Annotated in this window: 20 protein-coding genes and 1 pseudogene; 2 read left to right on the plus strand and 19 right to left on the minus strand. The window is 39.1% G+C overall.

Annotated features, from left to right (window positions below):
• Window positions 1–294 (minus strand): hypothetical protein, encoded by a 294-nt coding sequence (locus tag V3I05_RS08050; protein WP_343353277.1) that lies wholly within the window; start codon window positions 292–294, stop codon window positions 1–3.
• A gap of 635 nt (window positions 295–929) precedes the next feature.
• Between V3I05_RS08050 and V3I05_RS08055 the strand changes: the two genes are divergently transcribed.
• The gene (locus V3I05_RS08055; protein ID WP_300449490.1) at window positions 930–1232 is read left to right on the plus strand and encodes a hypothetical protein; all 303 of its coding nucleotides are present in this window, start codon (window positions 930–932) and stop codon (window positions 1230–1232) included.
• A 65-nt stretch (window positions 1233–1297) separates the two neighbouring features.
• A complete protein-coding gene (locus tag V3I05_RS08060; protein ID WP_343353278.1) occupies window positions 1298–1600 on the plus strand; it encodes a hypothetical protein in 303 nt (100 codons plus the stop codon).
• A gap of 125 nt (window positions 1601–1725) precedes the next feature.
• On the opposite strand, the gene V3I05_RS08065 is transcribed toward V3I05_RS08060, so the two are convergent.
• From V3I05_RS08065 to V3I05_RS08145, 18 genes and pseudogenes are all read right to left on the minus strand, one after another.
• Complete coding sequence (locus V3I05_RS08065) at window positions 1726–2676, minus strand: hypothetical protein (protein ID WP_300446197.1); 951 nt, start codon at window positions 2674–2676, stop codon at window positions 1726–1728.
• A 532-nt stretch (window positions 2677–3208) separates the two neighbouring features.
• A complete protein-coding gene (locus tag V3I05_RS08070) occupies window positions 3209–6271 on the minus strand; it encodes an efflux RND transporter permease subunit (protein WP_300446199.1) in 3063 nt (1020 codons plus the stop codon).
• A complete protein-coding gene (locus V3I05_RS08075) occupies window positions 6271–7359 on the minus strand; it encodes an efflux RND transporter periplasmic adaptor subunit (RefSeq protein WP_370527820.1) in 1089 nt (362 codons plus the stop codon). Before V3I05_RS08075 ends, V3I05_RS08070 begins: the two co-directional genes overlap by 1 nt.
• Window positions 7356–8657: a TolC family protein gene (locus tag V3I05_RS08080; RefSeq protein WP_343353279.1), complete on the minus strand. Its 1302-nt coding sequence runs from the start codon at window positions 8655–8657 to the stop codon at window positions 7356–7358. The genes V3I05_RS08075 and V3I05_RS08080 overlap by 4 nt, the downstream gene beginning before the upstream one ends.
• Window positions 8658–8740: 83 nt before the next feature.
• Window positions 8741–9727 (minus strand): hypothetical protein, encoded by a 987-nt coding sequence (locus V3I05_RS08085; protein WP_343353281.1) that lies wholly within the window; start codon window positions 9725–9727, stop codon window positions 8741–8743.
• Window positions 9724–10854: a dihydropteroate synthase gene (gene folP / locus V3I05_RS08090; protein WP_343353282.1), complete on the minus strand. Its 1131-nt coding sequence runs from the start codon at window positions 10852–10854 to the stop codon at window positions 9724–9726. Before folP ends, V3I05_RS08085 begins: the two co-directional genes overlap by 4 nt.
• Entirely contained in the window at window positions 10851–11471 is a 621-nt protein-coding gene (locus tag V3I05_RS08095) for a DNA polymerase III subunit delta' (RefSeq protein WP_300446207.1), read from the minus strand. The genes folP and V3I05_RS08095 overlap by 4 nt, the downstream gene beginning before the upstream one ends.
• Window positions 11472–11480: 9 nt before the next feature.
• Window positions 11481–12026: a HobA family DNA replication regulator gene (locus V3I05_RS08100; RefSeq protein WP_295698549.1), complete on the minus strand. Its 546-nt coding sequence runs from the start codon at window positions 12024–12026 to the stop codon at window positions 11481–11483.
• Between the two features lie 21 nt (window positions 12027–12047).
• Entirely contained in the window at window positions 12048–13253 is a 1206-nt protein-coding gene (locus V3I05_RS08105) for an aspartate kinase (RefSeq protein ID WP_343353284.1), read from the minus strand.
• Between the two features lie 293 nt (window positions 13254–13546).
• A complete protein-coding gene (locus V3I05_RS08110) occupies window positions 13547–14539 on the minus strand; it encodes an alpha/beta fold hydrolase (protein WP_295698544.1) in 993 nt (330 codons plus the stop codon).
• 413 nt (window positions 14540–14952) lie between these two features.
• Complete coding sequence (locus V3I05_RS08115; protein ID WP_425531751.1) at window positions 14953–15786, minus strand: glycosyltransferase; 834 nt, start codon at window positions 15784–15786, stop codon at window positions 14953–14955.
• Between the two features lie 48 nt (window positions 15787–15834).
• Window positions 15835–16134: pseudogene (locus V3I05_RS10675) on the minus strand (glycosyltransferase); the annotation flags it as partial.
• A 170-nt stretch (window positions 16135–16304) separates the two neighbouring features.
• Window positions 16305–17105, minus strand: a complete 801-nt coding sequence (locus tag V3I05_RS08120) for a glycosyltransferase family 2 protein (protein ID WP_343353288.1) — start codon at window positions 17103–17105, stop codon at window positions 16305–16307.
• Window positions 17095–18279, minus strand: coding sequence for a glycosyltransferase family 2 protein (locus tag V3I05_RS08125; RefSeq protein WP_343353290.1), 1185 nt, complete (start codon window positions 18277–18279; stop codon window positions 17095–17097). Before V3I05_RS08125 ends, V3I05_RS08120 begins: the two co-directional genes overlap by 11 nt.
• A gap of 118 nt (window positions 18280–18397) precedes the next feature.
• A complete protein-coding gene (locus tag V3I05_RS08130) occupies window positions 18398–19495 on the minus strand; it encodes a glycosyltransferase family 2 protein (RefSeq protein WP_343353291.1) in 1098 nt (365 codons plus the stop codon).
• Entirely contained in the window at window positions 19381–20442 is a 1062-nt protein-coding gene (locus V3I05_RS08135; protein WP_300933905.1) for a glycosyltransferase family 2 protein, read from the minus strand. The genes V3I05_RS08130 and V3I05_RS08135 overlap by 115 nt, the downstream gene beginning before the upstream one ends.
• A gap of 1 nt (window position 20443) precedes the next feature.
• A complete protein-coding gene (locus V3I05_RS08140; protein WP_300446217.1) occupies window positions 20444–20842 on the minus strand; it encodes a glycosyltransferase family 2 protein in 399 nt (132 codons plus the stop codon).
• A complete protein-coding gene (locus V3I05_RS08145) occupies window positions 20832–21287 on the minus strand; it encodes a hypothetical protein (RefSeq protein WP_300446219.1) in 456 nt (151 codons plus the stop codon). Before V3I05_RS08145 ends, V3I05_RS08140 begins: the two co-directional genes overlap by 11 nt.
• Window positions 21288–21313: the final 26 nt, after the last annotated feature.

Genomic DNA, 21313 nt, shown 5'->3' on the forward strand with positions numbered 1-21313 from the left:
TTAAAGCCTAACGCTTACATACCAATCGTTACAATTTCCCTTAAAAATGCAGTTGTAGCCCCATTGTAGCCCATCAACAAGAAATCCCACACCAAGAGAAGCAAGAAAGCCCTGTCCTTGGGTATTGTGCATTTCCTCTTGGGTTAGCACAATAGCATTGACATTATGGGATATGAAGAGTGCTTTCATATCCTCTTGTGTTAAGTTGATATTTTGCTCACTTTTTTGCGCAGATTCTATTGCGCTTAATGAAGTAAGTCCTAGAACTAAAAAACCTAAAGCTATCTTTTTCATAATTGACCTCCATAGAAAAAGTTATTGCTATTCCAAAAATGACGAAATAAATGGTTTAATCATTACGTTTTGCAACTTAAAGTTTTGTAAAATATTTTTTCTCTCATAATTTATAAAGCGATTTGTTTTGATTGATTATTGCTTTTTTCTTTGTTTGTGGGCTTGTGGGGTGATTATTTCTGCTTATCATTATAAAGATTAATACATTCTTTTTGCATTAGCGAGAGTTTGCAAAACTCAAAACAATCTAGAGAACAAAAGAGTAAGCCAATTCATTTAAGTAAAATGAAAAATATTCTAAAATAGAGATTACCTCTCTACCCTTTAGGCTTATTCTATTACGCCTTTGCTATTGTAGCTTCGTGTGAAGTCAAATCTCCACTTTGTGCAATTTTTTATACTAAAGTGTAAGCAAACAGATACAGAATCTTTATACTATATTTTGCTAAAACTCATCGTATTCCCTAATGCAGCTTATTTATGTGTAAAGTAGTAACAATATAGGCTAAGATGACATATATTAGCCTCCTCTTAATCAAAAAAAAAAAAACAAATTTGATGTACTCTCATACCAGCAAGGCTTAGCAAGATTCTTGCATAAGATTTCACATAAGGAGAGAGAATGAAAAATATTTATGTTATTAAGTTTGTTGTGTGTTGGCACATTGGGTGCGAAGGAGAGTAGCTTATTTATTGGCGGTATGCTTGGGAGCTGCCTTAATGGATACACGATAGAAAATCATTATTATGGCGGGTTTTATGGCATTGATTTTCAAGTCCCTGAAGACGAAGGTAAAGATATTGATAATACAACGAGTTATGACTTCCTCTATGGCTTACGTGTGGGCTATAATGCTATGTTTAGCCAAAGACAAGGGTTAAGATTCTACGCCATCTTGCATTCTGGAAGCTACACAGCCATTGACTATAAGGCGTAAAATACTCAAGTGGTTGCTAATATTGATTATATGCTCTTTTTAGCAATAAACCTAATGCGTGGGGAGTGTTTGTCGGTGGGGGTTATGGCTTTAGCTTTGGCGATTTTGCTTCATTGATTAAAAAATTTGACAAGCATACTACACAGCCTTATTTTGTGAATTTTGGTGTGATTAAACAGCTCTCACAAAAAGCTTCTTTGGAGCTAGGGGTGAAACTCTCGCCAATAGATTATGTTAAGTGGGTTGCCTCTACTTCTACAAATGCCACACGCCCCACAGAACCCTGGGGTACTTATGCTAACCTTGATGTTACGCACAGCATCAAGATACCGGCTATTTTATATTTTGCCTTTGACTATCAATTCTAATTCTTATAGAATCTTGCTCCTTTGGGTGAGATTCTATCATTCTACAAGCATAATCCATAGAGATAATCTTTAAGCTATGGGTTGATTGCTGCTTTTAACAATAATGTGATTTGTCTTGCTTAGGCTTATGCCTCAAAGAGATGGTGCATATCTTTAGCAATACTGCTTAAAAAAAGTGGCGTATAGGGCGAATTGTGCGCGATGAGTTTGCAAAATGCTATCATATCTTGCTTATTAGCTAGGCATTCTATACATATTTTAAGAATCTGCGGCGCATAGTCTTTAGGAATGTGCTTTGGGGCGTGTGAAGGGGACGTAAAATGCTTGTGGATTCTATGCACGAGGGGTTTATTGCTAATCTCTACAATCATAGAATCTATAGGCATTTTAAAAAACATCAAGGATTCGTTAGGGTGCAAAGAGAGATAAATCGTATCTACGCCAAAGATTTTTGTGCTATACGAATCAAACAAATACAAACTTTTATTGTAGTTATCCTCAAAGCTTTCCAGCATAAGCTCCAAAATAGCCAATCGCTCCTTAATGCTGTAAATATTACCAATGGGGGAGAATGCAAAGCGAAGCAAGGATTCTATACTATACCACTCTGTGCTTACAAAGCTATGTTCTAGCATTAGCTCGTAGCGCATTTGTCGTAAATGTGCGGCGTGTGCGGAATGCCCGAATTTATAAGGAAAGGTAACGACTTTATCGCGATAAGCAGGGGAGGGGAAACGCGGGTGTATCACAAAGCGGCGCTTAGATTCTTTGTCTAAAATATACTCTAGACTTCCTTCATAGCCTTTGTCGATGATTCTAATCTCACTTTTTGGAATCTGTGTTAGCAATGCGAAAAACTCCTCATTATCGCAATCTTTATCCCAAATACGTTGGGGATAGCGGAAAAAATGCGTAATACTATCTAGCACATCTTTTGAAGGCTCTTTGTTCACGCTTTTGTCAATCCATGAAGTGAGTGTGCGTCTGTCTTTACCAATAATTTGCGCAAAACGTGAAACGCTAAAGTTGGAGCGCTCATAAATGATAAGCAGACGTTCTAATATGCTAAGTGCCATACTTTATCCTTGGTTTTTAAAGTAATGCTGTTCTTTAATATGTATTAATATACTAAAATTTTTATAAAATAAGAAATATAATCAAGGAGAGGGATAGCTTCCTCTATTTTTTAGTGAGATATGCGGACTACATCTTTTTGCGATAAAAGATATTAAAAGCATTAAAGTAAAAATATTTTTTGAGATCTTTAAATATCAAAAAAACAACCCATCGTTTTTGGCACAAACAAGATTTCAAAATTGCTTATTCACAAGTGAGGTATATCCTCACTTGTATAAAATTAATTGCACGATAGTGCCTCCTCTTAAAGCGTTGTCGGGGTGGGGGATTTTTAAGGGGGAGGGAGCGACTTCGCATTTGTGTGAAACACTAATCCACACTTGCAAATTTAAGCCCCTCCCCCTTAATAGAAAAAGAATCTCAACAAAGTAGTGTTTGTAAAAAATCAAACAAAAACCATCAATATTTCAATTCAAACAAACACAATTTTATTTGCATTATTATATAGAATCCCTACAAAGCATAAGGAGGCTATATGCCAATTTTGCGCACGACTATTCTAAAGAGTGGTGGGAGGATAAGCAATGTGAGTATTGAGGAAGTTACAAGCCCACCTAGAACGACAATAGCTAGGGGTTTTTGCACTTCGCTTCCCACACCAGAAGAGAGCAGCATAGGCACAAGCCCAAATCCTGCGATAAATGCCGTCATTAGCACCGGACGTAATCGCCGCTTTGCCCCAATTACAATCGTATCATCAAGGCTATATCCCTCTTTAAGTAGTTGCAAGAAATAGCCCACCATCACTACGCCATTGAGAACGGCAATACCAAAAAGTGCGATAAAGCCCACAGAAGCAGGGACAGAAATATATTCCCCCGATAAAAAGAGTGAGATAAGCCCACCAGTAACGGCAAAGGGAATATTGAGCAAAATCAGCAAAGAGAGAGAGACGGATTTAAGGGTAAAAAAGAGAATGAAAAATATAGCTAAAATACTAAGTGGAATAACGGTAGAGAATCGTTTATTAGCGCGCTGTTGATTCTCAAACTGCCCTCCATAGACAATAGAGTAACCCTCTGGCAGCTCTACTTGTGCGGCAATTTTTTGCTTTGCTTCCTCGACAAACCCGCCCAAATCGCGCCCTATCACATTGCTTCGCACGACACTATAGCGCTTAGACTGCTCCCTTTGAATCTGCACGGGTCCATCGACTTCTTTAATGTTTGCTACCGAGCTAATAGGCACAGGATTCCCATCTAATGAACTCATTTGCAGGCTTTTAAGCTTGGTAATATCCGAGGCAATATCGGCATCTTGACGAATGATAACGGGGATTCTTGCAAAGCCCTGTGGGATATATGTAACAATAATGCCCTCAAGGCTAGAGCGCATAAATTTGGTAAGCTCATCGCTTGAAATACCTGTGCTTGCCATTACGGAGTGCTGGGGCGTTACATAAAGATAATTTACCCCTTTATTAAGTGTGGTGAAGACTTCAGCCGAGCCTTGAATGTTTTTGAGAACATTTACAATTTGTGTGCTTAGCTCGTTGAGCTTTTCAATCTCTAAGCCAAAGATTTTGATGGCTAAATCACCCCGAACACCGGTAAGCATTTCGGAAATCCTCATATCAATAGGCTGCACAAGGGCAATATTCATACCCTTAAAATCACTCACTACATCGCGGATTTTATCCTCTATCTCCTCCATATTTTTTGCTTGCCATTGCTCTTTAGGTTTAAAGGATATAAATGCATCGCTTTGGTTGAATCCTGCAGGGTCTAGCCCCACTTCATCAGCACCTGTGCGTGTTACAACACTTTTAATCTCTGGCACCCTCTCTAGCAATTCTTTTTGTATAAGTAACATCATATCGCGGCTTTGCTCTAGCGAGATAGAGGGGCTAGATTCAATATTGAGTACTAAATTGCCTTCTTGCAGGGTAGGCATAAAGGCACTTCCTATAAATGGGAAGAGAGAGAAGCTTAAAATAAGGAAGCCTGCCGCTCCACAAAGCAAAATTTTTGTCTTTGTGAGGGCAAAATGCAGCATAGGAGCGTAGATTCTATGAAAGAATTGTGTAACTTTGGTTTCGTGATGTGATGTGGCTTTTAACACAAATGAGCTAATTACAGGAATAACGGTCATAGAGAGTATGAGTGAGCCAAGCAGGGCAAATACAATCGTTTGAGCAAGTGGGACAAAGAACTTGCCCTCTAACCCCTCAAGAGTGAGAATAGGGACAAAAAAGACGATGATAATAAGGATTCCGCTAAAAACAGATACGGAGATTTCCTTACAGGCGCGATAAATCGTGTGGAGCTTATGTGAGTTTTTAGCTAAACTTAGTTTTTCAAAGGCATTTTCAACGGTAACCACAGCAGAATCTACTAAGATTCCCACTGCAATAGCTAACCCCCCAAGACTCATAAGATTTGCCGAAATGCCATAATAGCGCATCATCACAAAAGCCACAGCAATAGCAAGAGGCAGGATAACGCTCACAGCCACAGCTGCGCGGACATCTCCTAGAAACAAAAAGAGCAAAACCACAATCAAAATAATAGCCTCTGCAAGTGTTTTAATCACATTATTCACAGCTTTTTGTGTCAGCTCTGAGCGGTCATAGAATACACGCATTTCTAGATTTTCTGGTAATTCTGCTTTTAGTTCCTCCATTTTGACTTTTATATCTTTAATCGCATCACGTGAATTTGCCCCTTTAAGCGATAGCACTAAGCCCTGTGTGGTCTCACCCTTGCCATCAATGGTAGTGAGCCCAAGCCGTGTCATATGATGCTCTACCACATCGCAAAAGTTACCTATCTGCGTATAGCCATATTTTGTAATAATAGGGATACTTTTGATTTGCTGGATATCCATCGCGCCTGTTTGAATCTTCACAATAAAGCTCTCCTCATCGCGTGATACCCGCCCAGCGCCATCATTTTTGAGATTCGCATCAAGTATTTCTTCTAAATTGCTAATAGTGATCCCAAGTCGTGCCATATCATCAAAATCTGGCACGACTACAATCGCCTTAGCATACCCGCCTAAGCGGTTAATATCCGCCACGCCTTTGATATTGCGCAATGCCGGGCGAATAGTGAAATCAAGGAGTTGGCGCTTTTGCACCTCGCTTATAGAGCCATCGCTTTCAAGAGTGAACATAAACATATCGCTTAGTGGCGTTACAATAGGGACTAAGCTGCCGCTTACGCCTGAGGGCAAATCGCCCATAGTGGTAGAGAGCTTTTCATTGACCATATTACGCGCGAGATAAATATCTGTGCCATCATTAAAATCAATAGTAATATCGGCAATGCCGTATTTTGAGAGGCTGCGCAAACTCTTTTGATTAGGCAAACCAAGTAATTCTAGCTCTAAAGGACGCACAACGCGATTTTCTACCTCTTCTGGCGCCATACCCGGGGCTTTGAGGACGATTTTTACCTGTGTGGAGGAGACATCAGGGAAAGCATCAATGGGAATGGTAAAAAATGAATACACACCAAATATAAAAAGCATAATTGCACTTAAGATAACAATCATACGTTGGCGGAGGGCAGATTCAATAATTTTAGATAGCATTACTCTCTCCCAAGTCCGTCCATTATGCCTTTAAGACTAATGATATTGCCTGTGGCAATCTTGTTTTGATTAGTTAATCCTTTAGGGTTAATCACAAAGCTACTATCGCGCTCTTCAACGACTTCTATTTTGGTAGGTTTAAAGCCCTTAGCACTTTGGACAAACACAAGGTAGTCATTACCATTTTTGATAACAGCCGATGAAGGGATAAGAATCGTCCCCTTAGGCAGTAATCCATCGATATATACCTCTAGCATTTCACCCACTTTGAGATTGGTATTGTGGATATTTGCCGTAGCAAGAATGGTATTTGAGATTTTATCTATCACCACGGATAAGGTTTCAATCTCACCGATTCTGTTGCCATTATCATCAAAGACAGGAGCACCTTTTTGGATATTATGCGAGAGGTGGAGGGGGATTTTAATACGTCCTAGGAGATTATTGCTCATATTATCGGTATTTTTTGAGATTCTCACATAAGGGGTAAAGGCTTCGATTTTCTCACCGCTTTGCTTTGGAGCCACGGATAGAATCCCTGAAGCCTTTGCCACCACAGGGAAGCCGTATTTGCCTTGAGAGCCATTTTTGATAAAGTTAGGGTCGATGCCAAGTAAATCAAGCTTTGATTTAATCTCATTAAGTTTTAAGCGCAATTCATTCATTGTAAGATAGCTTAATTGATATTCGCGCTTGGAGATCACTCCTGCTTTATAAAGCGATTTGTCTTTAGCTTCATTTTCAGCGGCAATTTTTAATCGCTCCTGCGTATTGGTAAGCTCAAAAAAGAGTGCACTTAGCTCATTTGAGCTAATATCACAGATTAAATCTCCTTTTTGGACGAGTTCGCCCTCACGTTTGTAGATATTTACAACAATGGTTTCAAAACTTGAGCTTTGTGTGGTAGAGCTTTTATCATCAAAGTCAATGAGAGCGTTAAATGGCACACCCTTGGTATTAAAGGCTTGATTAAGGGGAATCATTTTAATACCATTTTTGCTAATTTCCTCAAGTGAAATGACAATCTCTTCAAAGCAGAGGGCAAATTGCATAAAGATGAAGGGAGCAAACCATAGAGTTTTTTTCACGATTTTTCCTTTGTAGATGAGGTTAGAGGGAGATTCAGCACGGAGCTTAATGTCTCTTCTAGTTTGGCAAGTGTAGATATGTAATCACGTTTTGCCTGTGTGGTAGCTATCATCGCGTCTAAATGCTCATTTTTAACACTTAGATATTCAAATGCGCTGATTTTCCCCGCTTCATAGCCAATACGTGAGGTTTCACTGAGTTCTGCACGATTATTTTCATTATCTTTGGCTAAAGCGATGATTTCTTGTTTCACATCAAGCTGTTCGAGATAGGATTTTGCATTCATTAATAGTGAATCCTTTAAGATTTCGCTCTCACGTATAGCGCCGCTTTGCAAGGCAAGATACATAGCTTTTTGATTGCCGTATTTAGTCGTAAGTGGTAGGGGAACTTTGATTTTAAACACCACACCATTGCTTGTTTCACTTGTGTTAATCCCACCCCCGATTTCAAAGCTATCAAATCGGCTTTGCGAGGCGATTTTGGCACTATATTGATAGTCTTTAATATCAAGGGCAATAATATCCAAATAGAGATTTTCTTTTAAATTTTTTTCAAGATAGGGAGTATCGATTGAATGTAAGAATGCAAAGTCTAAGCCATTAATGTGTAAGTCGCTATCTTGAGTTGTGATGCCAAGTATGACTTTAAGAGCATTAAGGGTGTTAAGCATTTCTGTGTAAGAGGTTTTGAGTGCGACTTTGGTAGAGAGGAAATCGCTTTTGAAAAAGAGATATTGGGCTTTGCTGATACGTCCTGCTTCATATTGCACTTGCGAGATTTTAAGCTGGTTTTTGGCATTTTCATAACGTGTGGTGTAGATTTGATGCTGCTCATTCAGGACTAGGTAGTCTAGGTAGAGACGTTTTGCATTAATGAGGGCGAGACGCTTGGTTAGCTCATAGGATTTTTCTTGCCTTAGAATTTTGTTTTGATAGCTTTGAGAGAGAGTGTAGCTCACCCACGGCAATCGTGGAGCAAGCATAAATAAAATAAGACTTTCAGGCTGTGTGCCACCAGCTGGGGATTTTACACGAGTAACTTCCGCGTCAATATAGGGGCTATTCCACGCACGATTTGCCTTCCCTTCATAAAGGAGACTTTGCGCCATCGCACGGGATTTAGCAAGATAAGTAGAGTTTTGCTCTATGCGTTCAATAAATTCATCAATACTCATATCCTGCTTAATTGTGGGCTTATGGATATGAAATTCCTCTTCAAGTCTATTGAAATCTACAAATTCAGAATCCCCCAATGCTACACTAAAAGAGAGCATAAGGATATAGATATATTTCATTATTTGTTATCCTTGTTTTGGTTGCCAAAGCGTATTGTAAGAATATGCTTTTAATTGCATAATAATATCCTTGTCTTTTTGTTTTAATGCTTAAGATTCTTTTTAAAATCCCGTAGAAGACTATGAAACCGGTTAAGAAACACAGGATTTTTTGCACTGAGGTAATCCATAACCATAGCCAGTTGGGCTTGGTTAGAGGTTGTGATAATCTTAATACAGGCACTGCTAAATTCCTGCTCATCGCTCCCATACATAGATTCTTCAAGCATTTGAATATATTGGGCATAGACTTTTTGATCACGTTCATCTCGTCTTTTATCTTCAAGGATTCTCTCTTTTAAGATTTCAAGTTCTTCATAAGGGATATTTTTGAGGTGATTTTTAGAGTACATACCCGTGAGTTGGCGGATTTCAGCTACAAGATTAAGTTTCTCGGGGATATTGTTTAAATACTCTTTGTAGGTTTCATTAAAAATATTTTTTGGCATAAAATCTTTTATAACAAGCAGTTTTAAACGCGCCATATCCACAATTTGCCGTCGTTTTGTTTCATCGGTGAGTTCAGCAATAGTTTTTTTTAATCGTGCGATGTCATCGCGGTTTTTTTCATAAAAATTTAATATAGTTTTATATTCTTCAATAGGCATTCCTTTGAGGTGTTTAGCGATTCGATCTAAAAGTGTTTCTTGAAATTCACGATAAGCAATACGCAAGATTCTCTGTAATTTATGCACAGATATATTTTTTACATTCATAGTTAAAATATCAGCAATATCGCTATAGCTAAAGTGATTAAAACCTTCTCTTATGAGTTCAATCAGCATAAAAGTATTATCCGCATTTTCACGCACTTGAGTTTTAAGATCCCCAATATCCGCCTCATCAAGTGTGCTTTTTACAGCATAAGAATCTTCGTCTATAAAGTGTAAGAAGTTTAATGTCTGTGTGCGGGTGTCCTTCTCATAGAGGTTTATCATCTCATCACGTTCAAGATTCTCTAATTCCTGCTCGGTATGTCCGTGTCGCAGTAAAAATGCCTTGATGAGCGTTATATCACCTCGTGTATTCATTGCATTGCCTTATGTATTTTTAACATATCAATATGCGCGTCTTCATCGTGCGCACGCAAGATACTTGCACCATTTTGTAGGGCGTATAAATGTAGAGCAAGCGTGCCTGAAAGTCTCTCTTCTGCTTCTTTGCCTGTGATTTCTCCTATGGTATTTTTACGACTAGCCCCTACAAGCAAGGGTAGTCCAAAATGTAAAAAATGTGATAAATGTTTGATAAGAGCGAGATTTTGCTCCTTATTTTTAGCAAATCCAAATCCAATATCAAGGACTATATCCTCCACACCCGCGTCTTTAAAAGTAGCGATTTTATCGATAAAAAATCTATCTATCTCATCAAATAAATGCGTGTAGGTATGAGTAAGATTCTGCATTATTTTAGGTGTGCCTTTAGTGTGCATTAAAATCGCCCTAGCTTTATGCTTAGCGCAAATTTTTGCCATATCATTATGGCTAAATCCACTCACATCATTAATGATGCTAAATCCATTGCAAAGGGCGTAATCAGCGGTTTTGGGATTATAAGTATCTATGCTAAAGCATTTTTTATCATAGAGATGATGGGAGACAATATATTCTACCACAGGCTTAAGACGGGCTATCTCCTCTTGTGAATCTAGCAATTCACTCCCCGGGCGGGAGCTTGCCGCACCAACATCAATATAAGTTATATCCTTTTCTAAAAGTGAGCAGATTCTGTGTATTGCGCTTTGCGGACTTTGCCTTGAGGCAGCATAAAAGCTATCAGGCGTAACATTCACAATCGCCATTATTTCAGGCGTATGATGGAATGGACGTAAATGGGATTCTAATGTCTTTTTGAGTGATTTTAGCCCAAAGGGCTGCAGGGCGAGTTTAGGGAGTAATTTTGCAAATTGGGCTTGTGTGCCAAAAAGCAGGGCGATATGCTCTCCTTTATGTGTGATAGTGCCTCTTGGTGTGGCGCATTCCCCACCTACACTTAAGGCTTCTTGCTTAAGGATATTTGCCGCTTCAAAGCTTAAATTGCGTATCTCAAAGGCAAGAATCTGCGCCTTTTTACTCATAATCTTTTGTCCCATAGTGTCTGTTCCTATGGATTGTATCGCTTGTGGAATGGAGGCAATATTTAGCCTTTTGACTATCATTTTTTACCCTTTTGTTTTTGGTAGATTCTAAGCAGGAGGGGCAAAAAGATGTAGTTTTGCTTCTCTGTGGCGTCATTTTGATTAAGCGCTATGGCTTTATCAAATAAAGAAAGCTCTTTTTGTGTGAGTGTAATCTTTGCCTCAAAAAGGGCAAAAAGCAAAGATTGAATCCGCAGTTTAATATCCTCCTTGCTGTGATTAGCGCTATCGTTTTGCTTACAAAATGTATAGATAGATTCTAAGCTTAGCTTTTTGACATCGAGCTCAAAGGGTGGGATAAATGCCTTGTGTTTATGTACTATAAGACGCATACGAGAGCGGATAGTGGGGATAAGGGCATTTTTATTTTTAGCGATGATGATAAATTGCACTTTCTCTGGCGGCTCTTCAATAATTTTTAAAAGCGCGTTTTGTGCGGCGATATTGTATTTATTTGCAGCAATGACAATAAGCATTTCCTGCTCATAAGTGAGATAGCTTTGTGCGATTATTTCTTTGGCAATATCAATTTTTAAATCTTCTTCCCTAAAAATCTTGTAATATTGCGGGTCGCGATTGTTTATAAGATCCTCTATGAGCTCGTCCATAAGGGGTGTGATATGGATAAGTCCTATCATTGAAGCCCCTTATATATCAAGTGAAATTTTATTCAGCATAGCCGCTAGAATCGCTCTGTCAAAGAGTTTAAAAAGACTAATAAGCTTATAATCTAAATGCTCATCAGTAGGGCTAAACATATCATTTTCATCAAATATCCAATACCACCCATCACCATAGCTTTTGGCAAAGCTTGCGCGCATATTTTTTTTGCCAATATACCAGAATCTATAATTTGCATACATCATATCAAGCATATTACTAATGAGTTTAAATCCTCTCACATCACCTTGTGCATTAGAATCTATCATATCGTGCAAATGTTTAATTTGAATAATAGGGAAAAATGGTCGTCCTTTGTGTGGTTGATTGATATGTTGGATAATGTATTCACCAAACCACTTGCGGGCTTCATCTGTGAGGACAATGAGGCTACCACCGTTCATAATATGTGAAATGACACGTGCCATATCACGCAAAAATAAAAATCGCTTTTCCTCTATCCAGCCACACATCACACCTTTTTTTTCATCTTCACGTATGGTATCTAAAAGCCAATCGTTAATGTTTTGCATATTTGCCCTTTTGGGTATCAATCACTGCTCAAGTTTATATACACTATGGAGTTTTCTTACGGCTTCTTGGGCAAATTCGATACTAATAATCATAGAAATCTTAATTTCGCTCGTGCTTATCATCATAATATTGATATTATCCTCTGCCAATGCTTTAAAAGCCGTGCTTGCCACTCCTGAATGGGACTTCATACCTACACCCACAATAGAGACTTTCGCAATATTGTTATCATATTCGATATTGCCAAAATCATCTTTGAATTTCTCTAAAACTTGCTGCACTAGACTTATTTCTGTTTTGGGGATAGTGAAGTCAATATCTGTCTTACCATCACGTCCAATAGTTTGGACAATCATATCAACATTAATATTATTATCTGCCAAAAGCCCAAAAATATCTGCGGCAATACCCGGGCGGTCTAGCACATCAGCAAGACTTACTCGTGCTTGATTCTTATCGAGTGCTACGCCACTTACAATAGGTTTTTCCATTATATCCTCCTCTTTAGTGATAAGTGTGCCTTCGCTTTGGGTAAATGAACTCGCACAAAGTAGCTTAACATTAAGCTTTTTTGCTAATTCCACAGAGCGATTAAGCAAGACTTTTGCGCCCATAGAGGCAAGCTCTAGCATTTCATCATAGCTAATTTTTTCTAACTTTCTTGCCTCTTTGACAATGCGTGGGTCTGTGGTATAAACACCATCAACATCGCTATAAATCTCACACTTATCAGCATTGAGCGCACCGGCTAATGCCACAGCAGAGAGATCACTCCCGCCACGTCCTAGTGTGGTTACCTCACCATTGGTAGAGATACCTTGGAATCCTGCTACAACCACGACATAGCATTCATTAAGAAAGTGAAAGATTTTTGTTGTGTCGATATATTCAATACGTGCTTTTGTGTGAAAATTATCGGTTATAATCCCCGCCCCTTTGCCGCTTAAGGAAATAGCTTTCACCCCCATAGATTCTAGGGCAATAGCAAGAAGTGCAGCTGTAATGCGCTCTCCAGAGCTTAAAAGCATATCCATTTCTTTTGTGTTTGGGAGGGGCGTAAAGTGCTGTGCAAAGCCAATAAGTCTATCAGTCTCTCCGCTCATCGCAGATACAACAATCACAAGAGTATTTCCCTGTACTTTGCTTTGAATGACACGTTGGGCGACATTGCGGATTCTATCACAATCCCCCATACTTGTGCCGCCATATTTTTGCACAATAAGCATATCTATACCTTGAAGTAAAATAAAGCCCTAATCATAGAATCTTCTTGCTTAAGATTCTATATTGCTATATCCCCTTGTTTCATTACCTCTTAGCTTTGCGAGTGTAAGCAAGATTTTGCTTATCTCTAAGATGGGTGAAGTAATCTTGCAGGGATGTATGTTTGCAGGAACAAAATACCAATCGAGGATAACAAGCAAAAATACCGCCCCCTTTTTTTTGGTAAAAAAAGCTTATCCTTAAAATGATGTAAGTGGAAAGATAGACATTGCTTAAGCTCATATATTGCCTTGACTTAGCTCAAAGTCTTTTGTATAAAGCCTATAATGTCAGTAAGCACTTGTTTTTTATTAATTTCATTTAAAATCTCGTGCCTTGCACCGCCATAAAGCTTTAGCTCCACATCAAAACCGCTTTTTTGATACTGTTTGGCAATTTTTTCCACTCCTCTGCCAAAATCCCCGCAACTATCGCAATTCCCGCTTATAATCAATATAGGGAAATGCTCCCCTTTAAGATTGTGCGTGATATGCACTTCCTGCATAAGCTCAAAAAGCGCGATAAAGCTTTGCAGGCTGAAAACAAAGCTACACGCGTTATCCGCTCTATACGCTGCTATAACATCTTTATCACGGCACAGCCACGCAAATCCGCCCTTAGCGCAATCCTCATCTTTATTATGCAAAAATGGCTTATTGAATCTGCCAAAAGAGAGGGAATTGATGAAATGTTTGCCCCAAGTGTGGAGTTTGCATTTGTATAGAATCTGTGCTAAAGCCTTGCCTAAGCCCACAAGCGGATTATATGCAGGAGAACCTGAAAGTATCAAGGCATCTAGCTCGTATAAATAAGCCTTGATATATCCACGTGAAAGCAAAGAACCCATAGAATGCCCCAGCAGCACATATTTGCTAGGTTTAAATCGCTCTTTTGTAATCAATGTAAGCTGATGCATATCATCTATTGCATAGTGCATACCGCTTTGCTTTCCTTGTGTCTCTTGAGTGCTTTTGCTTTGAGTGCTTTTGCCTATATCGCCCCACGCACAAGTAGAATCTATGCTTTTCCCGTGCGCCCTGTGGTCATTGATCACCACTACATAACCTGCCTTTGCTAAATGTGTGCCTACCCATTCATATCGCCCTTTATGCTCCACCATACCGTGCGCAATTTGCACCACGATAGGCGATTCTAAGCTGTGAGAGGGCATATACACATCATAAAATATTCTAAGATTGTCTTTATTTGAGATGAAAGTTTGATTGTTTTGTATGATTATATCTTGCATTGCTGCTCCTTGAAAATGATGTTTGGAAATATTTCTCTTAATTGTAATATTGGTGGGATTATAGAATCTAAACCTATTCAACTTGCCTTATTTGATTTGGTTATCATACGCACGAAGTGTTCGCTGGATTATCTTCTCACTCCACACTTGCAAAGTGAGTTTTAAAAGGTAGAGATTCTCTAGTCTATCCTATGCCCTTGCTGTTGCGATGTAATCGCTGTATTCGCACGAAGTGCTAATCCACACTTGCAAAGGGTCTTGCTTTGCAGATATAAAATCTGCTTCGCACCATTCAATCCCGAAGGGATTTAATCTCGCAAAGGGCAATAGCCCTTGAGGACAAAAGGATACACTTGATAACCGCACTTCGTTTGGTTATCAAGTGAGATTCTAAGGTTAGAATCTCTAGTCTATTATTTATCCTGCATTATCTTTGCTGCTTCTGCAAATTCACCTACACCTTTATACCACAGCATTCGCGCTATGAGTAAAAACACCATTTCTTTAGAATCTTGCTTATTTTTGGTGCATTGTGAGGAAGTAAAGTATTGGCAATCCACCCCCTCGCTATCAAGCAAAAAGGCTTGAGATTGCTTGATAAGAGAATGGTTTAAAAACTCCTGCATATCATCAGTATTTAAAAACCATACTTGATATGTCTTTTTGAGGGCAGAGCGATACATTTTACACACGATGGAATGCAGTATTTTCTTGCCTATGCCACCCTCGATAAAGGCATAGCCTAGCCCTGTGATAATAGCAATATTGGGAATCTTTAGAGTATTGCAAAGCATAGAGCTATAAATAGCGGGTTTAATCGTGTAGTTAAAGACTATTTGAGGCTTAAGTGCACGTAAAGTATGGGTGAGGTGATAGAGGGTGCGTATATCTTTGAGAGGATTAAGTGAGCGAGAATCTATAGAGAAATGATGTGTAGTAAAGCCCTCATTTTGTAGCTTGGGGGTGCTTGTATCAAAAGGGGCGATGATGTGTATGTCAAAGCCTCTATCTTTCAGGGATTTTAGGACTTGTAAGCGGAAGTTATACATCGCATAGGAGGTATTACTCACAAAGGCAAGGATAGGTTTAGAATCTTGTGAGTTGGCTTTGGGCGGCTTATCATTCATAATATGGGCTGTGGTGCAAAGATAATGTGAGATAATTCTATGTATATCAAAACGTTTTTTGACAAAGTCTCTCCCCCTTTTACCCATTTCTTTTATACGTGTGGGGGTGAGGAGATTCATAGCTGTTATGAGGGCTTGAGTATTTTTAGGCGGGATAAGTATGCCATTTTGCCCTATAAGGAGGTTTTTATAGACTTTAAGCGGTGGAGCGATACATTCTTTACAGCCCGGGACATTAGTGCTAATGATGGGTTTCCCCATACTCATAGCCTCTAACAATACACGCGGAACACCTTCTTTATAGCTTGGCAGCACAATACAAGAGCTAGATTCTATAAATTCCCTGACATCGTGGGCTTCCCCTAGATAGGTGATAATGCCTTGCTTGTCCCAAAGTGTGATTTGAGCCTTGCTTATCGCACTAGGATTAGGGCAATCGCAAGCCCCCAAAAGATAAAATCTAGGCATATTGCAGCCTTAAAGGGCTTTTGGCAACGGGTGTGAAAACACCTAGTGGATAAGAGAAAAGCGATAATAGGGCAAAGTAAGGATGTGCGAGTTGAGAAAAAAGAGAGGGAGAAAAAATCGATAAAAATGAACGATAGAAAGTAAAATACCAAAGGGCAATAAATCCTACTCTATCCCTCCCCCCCCCCGTTGCTTCTAAAGAGCATAATTAGTCTATCTTTAAGCTTAGTGAGTGGCTTAAGCAAGATAAAAAGTGGCAGGGTGCTTAGGTGGTTTTCCCTCCACGCTTGGGCGCATTGCAAGTTTGCTTTAAATATATTTTTTAAACTCACATTTGAAGCCCCGCCAACGCGCATTTTTACAAAGCATTTATCGATATAAAAGCTCTTTAGCGCATATTTATATAAAAACCGCAGCATAAGCTCATAATCTGCAGCAATATTGAACTTGAGATTGAAATTGCCATACTGCTCATAAAGTCGCTTTTTAGCATAAAAGCTAGGGTGGGGCGGGTGGAATCCACACATAAAGCCAAGGCGGCTAAATGGTTTGCCTTTAAGGGGGCGCAGGGGCTTATGGTGTGCATTAATATATGTGATATTAGCATAAATAATTTGCACATTATCGGGTCTGTCAAATCCCCAAGCGATAAAGTCTAAGACATCATTTGAAGCAAAAAAGTCATCAGCATTAAGAAAGCCTATAATATCGCCATTAGCGTATTTCAAGCCCTTATTCATACCATCATATATACCCTTATCGCTTTGGCTTATGACTATGAGGGACAAGCCCCTTTTTTCATAACGTGGGCGGTAAGATTCTATAATTTGCAAGGTCTCATCGCTACTTTTAGCATCAATAATAATATGCTCAAAATCATTATATTTTTGCGATAGCACAGAATCGAGTGTATAGGATATGCTAGAAGCAGCATTAAAAGCAGTGGTAATAAGGGAGATTCTAGGCGGCATTTGACTGCCTTAAGAGAATAAAATGAGGGGTAGGGGTGCTTAGAGCTTGATATGTGTAAAGCTTAGGATATATACACTTAGACGGATATAAGTAAGGCAGCGATTCCAATACTGCAAGGATAGTATGCAGCAAAGCATATAGGGCGAACAAATGCCTGTGTAAAATGGCAGAGGCTTTAAGGGAGCAATAAGGTTTTGCTCTACAAGGGGTGATAGATGAGTACGTATTATATCTAGGAGCGATGTTTGCTTTGCCCCCCCCCCTGTTTATTTTATTATTCATTCCATAGTGTTGCGGAGTGTAAAAGCGAGATTCTAAAATCATAAGTGAGCCGAGGTTGTTCCCCATTATTTTGGCAATTTTAGGTGCGAGAGGATTATGCACTACAAGCTCTTTTGCAAGAGTATGTAGAGCTTGGATAATATGGCGCATATCAAGGATTTTTTTCTCTACTTTGGCTTTATTTTGCGTGATAGAGATATGATTGAGGCAATACACATAGAGTCGTGCGTTGATACCCACATAGCTTTTAGCCAAGAGGCTGATGATAAAAAAATGCAACATATCCTCTGCCATAATAAGCTTTAGCGGGATATAGGTTTGTATAAGTGGTAGAGTCTGCTTTAATAGAGTGCTTTTGAAGCATTTATCCCAAAGTGTGAATTTAGGAAAATGATAGTTTTTGAGGAAAAAATTATAAGCAATGTTTGTATTGCTTAATGGCTTGAGAGAGAGCCCAATAGGCAGGATATAGCGTAGTTTATGTGCAGCATTTGCCAGAAGCGAAGTCTTTTTATTGCCCTTATAGTGTATATTAAAGTGGATTATATCAGGCTCTTTGTGCGCTAATAGTGTTTGCTCTAGGACTTCACACATTTTAGATTCTATATAATCATCAGCATCTATAAAGCAGATATATGCTCCTTTGGCGTGTTTGATACCCTCAATGCGTGCAGCAAAAGTGCCTAGATTTTGAGAATTGCGGATAATTCTAATGCGAGAATCGCGCTTAGCGTAGGATTTTGCAATATCTATTGCCCCATCATTCCCGCAATCATCGATAATAAGTATCTCAATATCCCTAAAGCTTTGGTTTATACAAGATTCTAAGCAGATGGCTATATAATCTTTGGTATTGTAGGTAGGGATAATAAGGGAGATTCTAGGCGACATATCTGCCCTTTTCTACATAAGGCAATGTAGCGTGATGGGATTTGCTGACATAAGATAAAGATCCTTAAGAAGATAAGATGAGGATAGGATTATAAAGTAGGATTACTTAATATTTGTTTTATAACCGCCATTTGCCAAAGCTGCAGATAAAGACAAAAAGACGAACGCAGTTTTGCCACCTGAAAGCATAGAGAAGCGATAGGATAGTGCTTTTCACATAAGGGGGGATATCGCAAGTCTTGCTAAAGCCGTGTTTGTTAAGAATTTGCATAGAGGCATAGAGTTCAAAGGAGCTAAAATCCCTGCTTTCTATCATTAATGTGGAGGCGACTTTGCGTTGATACTTGTAAATAAGTGCGTGATGATGGGGGTAGAGTATGCATAAATGTGAAGTGATATGCAAAAGCTTGTCTAAAAAATATTGCTTTTGCGCTAATCGCTTTGGGCTTTTGTCTTTAGTGATGGATTGGGGGTTATGGCAATAGGTATAGAGGCTTTGGGAGATTCCATAATAGCTATGAGAGTGCAGACTTGCTACTAGCACGAGTAGCCCATCTTCAAGCATATTGAGCGGAGGGGCAAACTCACAGGATTTCAGGGCTTGGAGTAAAATCTTTTTTGGGTAGATTTTATCACAAAGGCTTTGTGTATTATTCCCCGCACTTAAAAAGTAGCGCATAGCCTCACCCTCAAGCCTTCCTTTATGCACGATGGGCTTAATGCGCTTAAGCTCTCTAGGCTTATAGTCTATGCCAAAATGCACTATATCTACTTGTTTTTCTTCTATCGTATGGTAGGCTACTTCACAGGCATTTAGAGCCAGATAATCATCAGGATCGGCAAACATACAATACTCACCTTTTGCCTCTAGGATACCCCTTGCCCTAGCGTGAAAAGTGCCTAGATTACACGGATTATGGACAATGCGGATTCTCTTATCTAATAGGGCATACTGGGTAGCAATATGTATAGAATCATCACTCCCGCAATCATCTACGATAATGATTTCAATCTCTTTTAGGCTTTGGTTAATGCAGGATTCTAAGCAACGCGATATATAACTTTGCACATTATATACAGGGATAATGATAGCGATTTTGCTTAGAGTTTGATTTTGCCCAGTGTGAGGAGGGCTGCTAGGATTCTCACATAGGTTTGCCATTTGCGATGAAAGGCAAGAGAGCGAATGCAGGCTTTGAGGTAGGGAATTAAGCATCTTATACCCCCCCCCCCATTAGCTAATAGCCCATCATAGCGATATTCTAATTCTCGCACACTTTTTAGGATATTGATTGCGTGGGTTTGTGCGGGGATAAAGGCAGGATTTGCTTTGAGAATCGGTATTTGGTTAAGTTTTTTTAACTCATTAATCACGCAGGAAATATCAGCGATTTTTTTATCACGTGTGGCAATGTCGGTCTTACGTGTGATAGAGGCAGCGCTATCACAATAGATATAGAGTTTATCTTTAATGCCTATGCTTTTTTGTGCTAAAGCACATAGCCAAAAGCTTTTTAACACATCTTCTGCCATAGTAAGGCGAGGATTCTCGCCCATATGTGCTACGATAAAATCGATGACGTGCACTATGTGCGAAGCTTTATAAAGCTTCGCCCATATGTGCCACGGAGGTGTGGCACAATGGGCGAAGACTTCACTAAGCACCTCCTCTTCGTAGAGTGTCTTTGTAATCACAGGAGGACTAACACGCCTAAAGGTTCTTGGTTCAAAGCGCATACCAAAAAAGACAATATCAGGGAGAGAATCTTGCAGGGGGTAGGGGGCATAGGATTGTATATTTTGAGGGGAGTAAGAGGTGCATTGAGCCTCTTGCAAGATTCTTTGATAGGCTTTTTCACAGGTATATAAGTCTATATAATCATCAGCATCAATAAAGCTAAGATACAACCCCCTTGCTTCTTTTGCCCCTTTGATACGTGCAGCAAAAGTCCCTAGATTCTGTGGATTATGAATAATTTTAATGCGAGAATCTAATGTCGCATAAGCTTTGATAATCTCCATTGCGCCATCACTCCCGCAATCATCTACGATAATGATTTCAATCTCTTTTAGGCTTTGGTTAATGCAGGATTCTAAGCAACGCGATATATATGGACGGACATTATACACAGGGATAATAAGCGAGATAATGGGGGTATTCATCTTATGCCCCCCCCCCCGTTACATTTTTTATAAGCCTTAGGGCTTTAATGGGCGCGTTTGTGATAGTATAAAGTGTTTTGTAGAGTATTTTGCAAGTATGGAGGCTGATATAATCATCTCCATCAACAGGCAGTATATATCGTCCTTTGGCTATCCTCTCTCCTGTGATACGCGCGGCGAATAGTCCTAGATTACACGGATTATGGACAATGCGGATTCTCTTATCTAATAGGGCATACTGGGTAGCAATATGTATAGAATCATCACTCCCGCAATCATCTACGATAATGATTTCAATATCATATAGAGTTTGATTGATACAAGAGCGCAAACATCGCTCAATATATGCTCCGACATTATACACAGGGATAATGATAGAGATAAGGGGGTTATTTAGCATTGTAGATACTTTGAATCTTATGCGATATGGCTGTGGGTAAAAGCATTTTGATGGTATATTTTATGAGACACAATGCGTATTTGCAGATAAAAATAGGAATATGATATGGATTGTGCGCAGAGATGATACGTAATTCTTCTTTGAAAAATTGCCAACTTGGCTTAGAGCTTATGCCATAGATATTATAAACACTCACAATCATATCAACATAGTAAAAACGGCTTCCTTGATTGTATATCTTTGTGAAAAAGGCATTGTCTGCACAGATTTTAAAGCTTGTATCAAAATGATATTTCTTTAGGAGTGAGGTTTTAACAAATACACTTTGGTGGCAAAAGGGCATACGATACGCGGGATTACTTTTAATATGTGGAATCTTGCTGTGCTGTTCGCTGATATAAAAAAGTGTATCGCCATAAATGGCACTTATTGGCGTGGTAGTCATATCAAACCTTGCAAGTGAAATAAAGG

Origin of the sequence: Helicobacter mastomyrinus, from assembly GCF_039555295.1 — a bacterium.
Taxonomy (GTDB): Bacteria; Campylobacterota; Campylobacteria; order Campylobacterales; family Helicobacteraceae; genus Helicobacter_C; species Helicobacter_C mastomyrinus.

What these genes read in the sequence shown, in the direction of transcription:
- V3I05_RS08050 (WP_343353277.1), bottom strand. Translation starts at nt 294, where the DNA reads ATGAAAAAGATAGCTTTAGGTTTTTTAGTTCTAGGACTTACTTCATTA.
- V3I05_RS08135 (WP_300933905.1), bottom strand. Translation starts at nt 20,442, where the DNA reads ATGAATACCCCCATTATCTCGCTTATTATCCCTGTGTATAATGTCCGT.
- V3I05_RS08070 (WP_300446199.1), bottom strand. Translation starts at nt 6,271, where the DNA reads ATGCTATCTAAAATTATTGAATCTGCCCTCCGCCAACGTATGATTGTT.
- V3I05_RS08100 (WP_295698549.1), bottom strand. Translation starts at nt 12,026, where the DNA reads ATGCAAAACATTAACGATTGGCTTTTAGATACCATACGTGAAGATGAA.
- V3I05_RS08095 (WP_300446207.1), bottom strand. Translation starts at nt 11,471, where the DNA reads ATGATAGGACTTATCCATATCACACCCCTTATGGACGAGCTCATAGAG.
- V3I05_RS08140 (WP_300446217.1), bottom strand. Translation starts at nt 20,842, where the DNA reads ATGCTAAATAACCCCCTTATCTCTATCATTATCCCTGTGTATAATGTC.
- V3I05_RS08115 (WP_425531751.1), bottom strand. Translation starts at nt 15,786, where the DNA reads ATGAATCTCCTCACCCCCACACGTATAAAAGAAATGGGTAAAAGGGGG.
- V3I05_RS08080 (WP_343353279.1), bottom strand. Translation starts at nt 8,657, where the DNA reads ATGAAATATATCTATATCCTTATGCTCTCTTTTAGTGTAGCATTGGGG.
- V3I05_RS08105 (WP_343353284.1), bottom strand. Translation starts at nt 13,253, where the DNA reads ATGCTTATTGTGCAAAAATATGGCGGCACAAGTATGGGGGATTGTGAT.
- V3I05_RS08110 (WP_295698544.1), bottom strand. Translation starts at nt 14,539, where the DNA reads ATGCAAGATATAATCATACAAAACAATCAAACTTTCATCTCAAATAAA.
- V3I05_RS08125 (WP_343353290.1), bottom strand. Translation starts at nt 18,279, where the DNA reads ATGTCGCCTAGAATCTCCCTTATTATCCCTACCTACAATACCAAAGAT.
- V3I05_RS08065 (WP_300446197.1), bottom strand. Translation starts at nt 2,676, where the DNA reads ATGGCACTTAGCATATTAGAACGTCTGCTTATCATTTATGAGCGCTCC.
- V3I05_RS08145 (WP_300446219.1), bottom strand. Translation starts at nt 21,287, where the DNA reads ATGACTACCACGCCAATAAGTGCCATTTATGGCGATACACTTTTTTAT.
- folP (WP_343353282.1), bottom strand. Translation starts at nt 10,854, where the DNA reads ATGATAGTCAAAAGGCTAAATATTGCCTCCATTCCACAAGCGATACAA.
- V3I05_RS08055 (WP_300449490.1), top strand. Translation starts at nt 930, where the DNA reads ATGTTATTAAGTTTGTTGTGTGTTGGCACATTGGGTGCGAAGGAGAGT.
- V3I05_RS08120 (WP_343353288.1), bottom strand. Translation starts at nt 17,105, where the DNA reads ATGCCGCCTAGAATCTCCCTTATTACCACTGCTTTTAATGCTGCTTCT.
- V3I05_RS08085 (WP_343353281.1), bottom strand. Translation starts at nt 9,727, where the DNA reads ATGAATACACGAGGTGATATAACGCTCATCAAGGCATTTTTACTGCGA.
- V3I05_RS08130 (WP_343353291.1), bottom strand. Translation starts at nt 19,495, where the DNA reads ATGCTTAATTCCCTACCTCAAAGCCTGCATTCGCTCTCTTGCCTTTCA.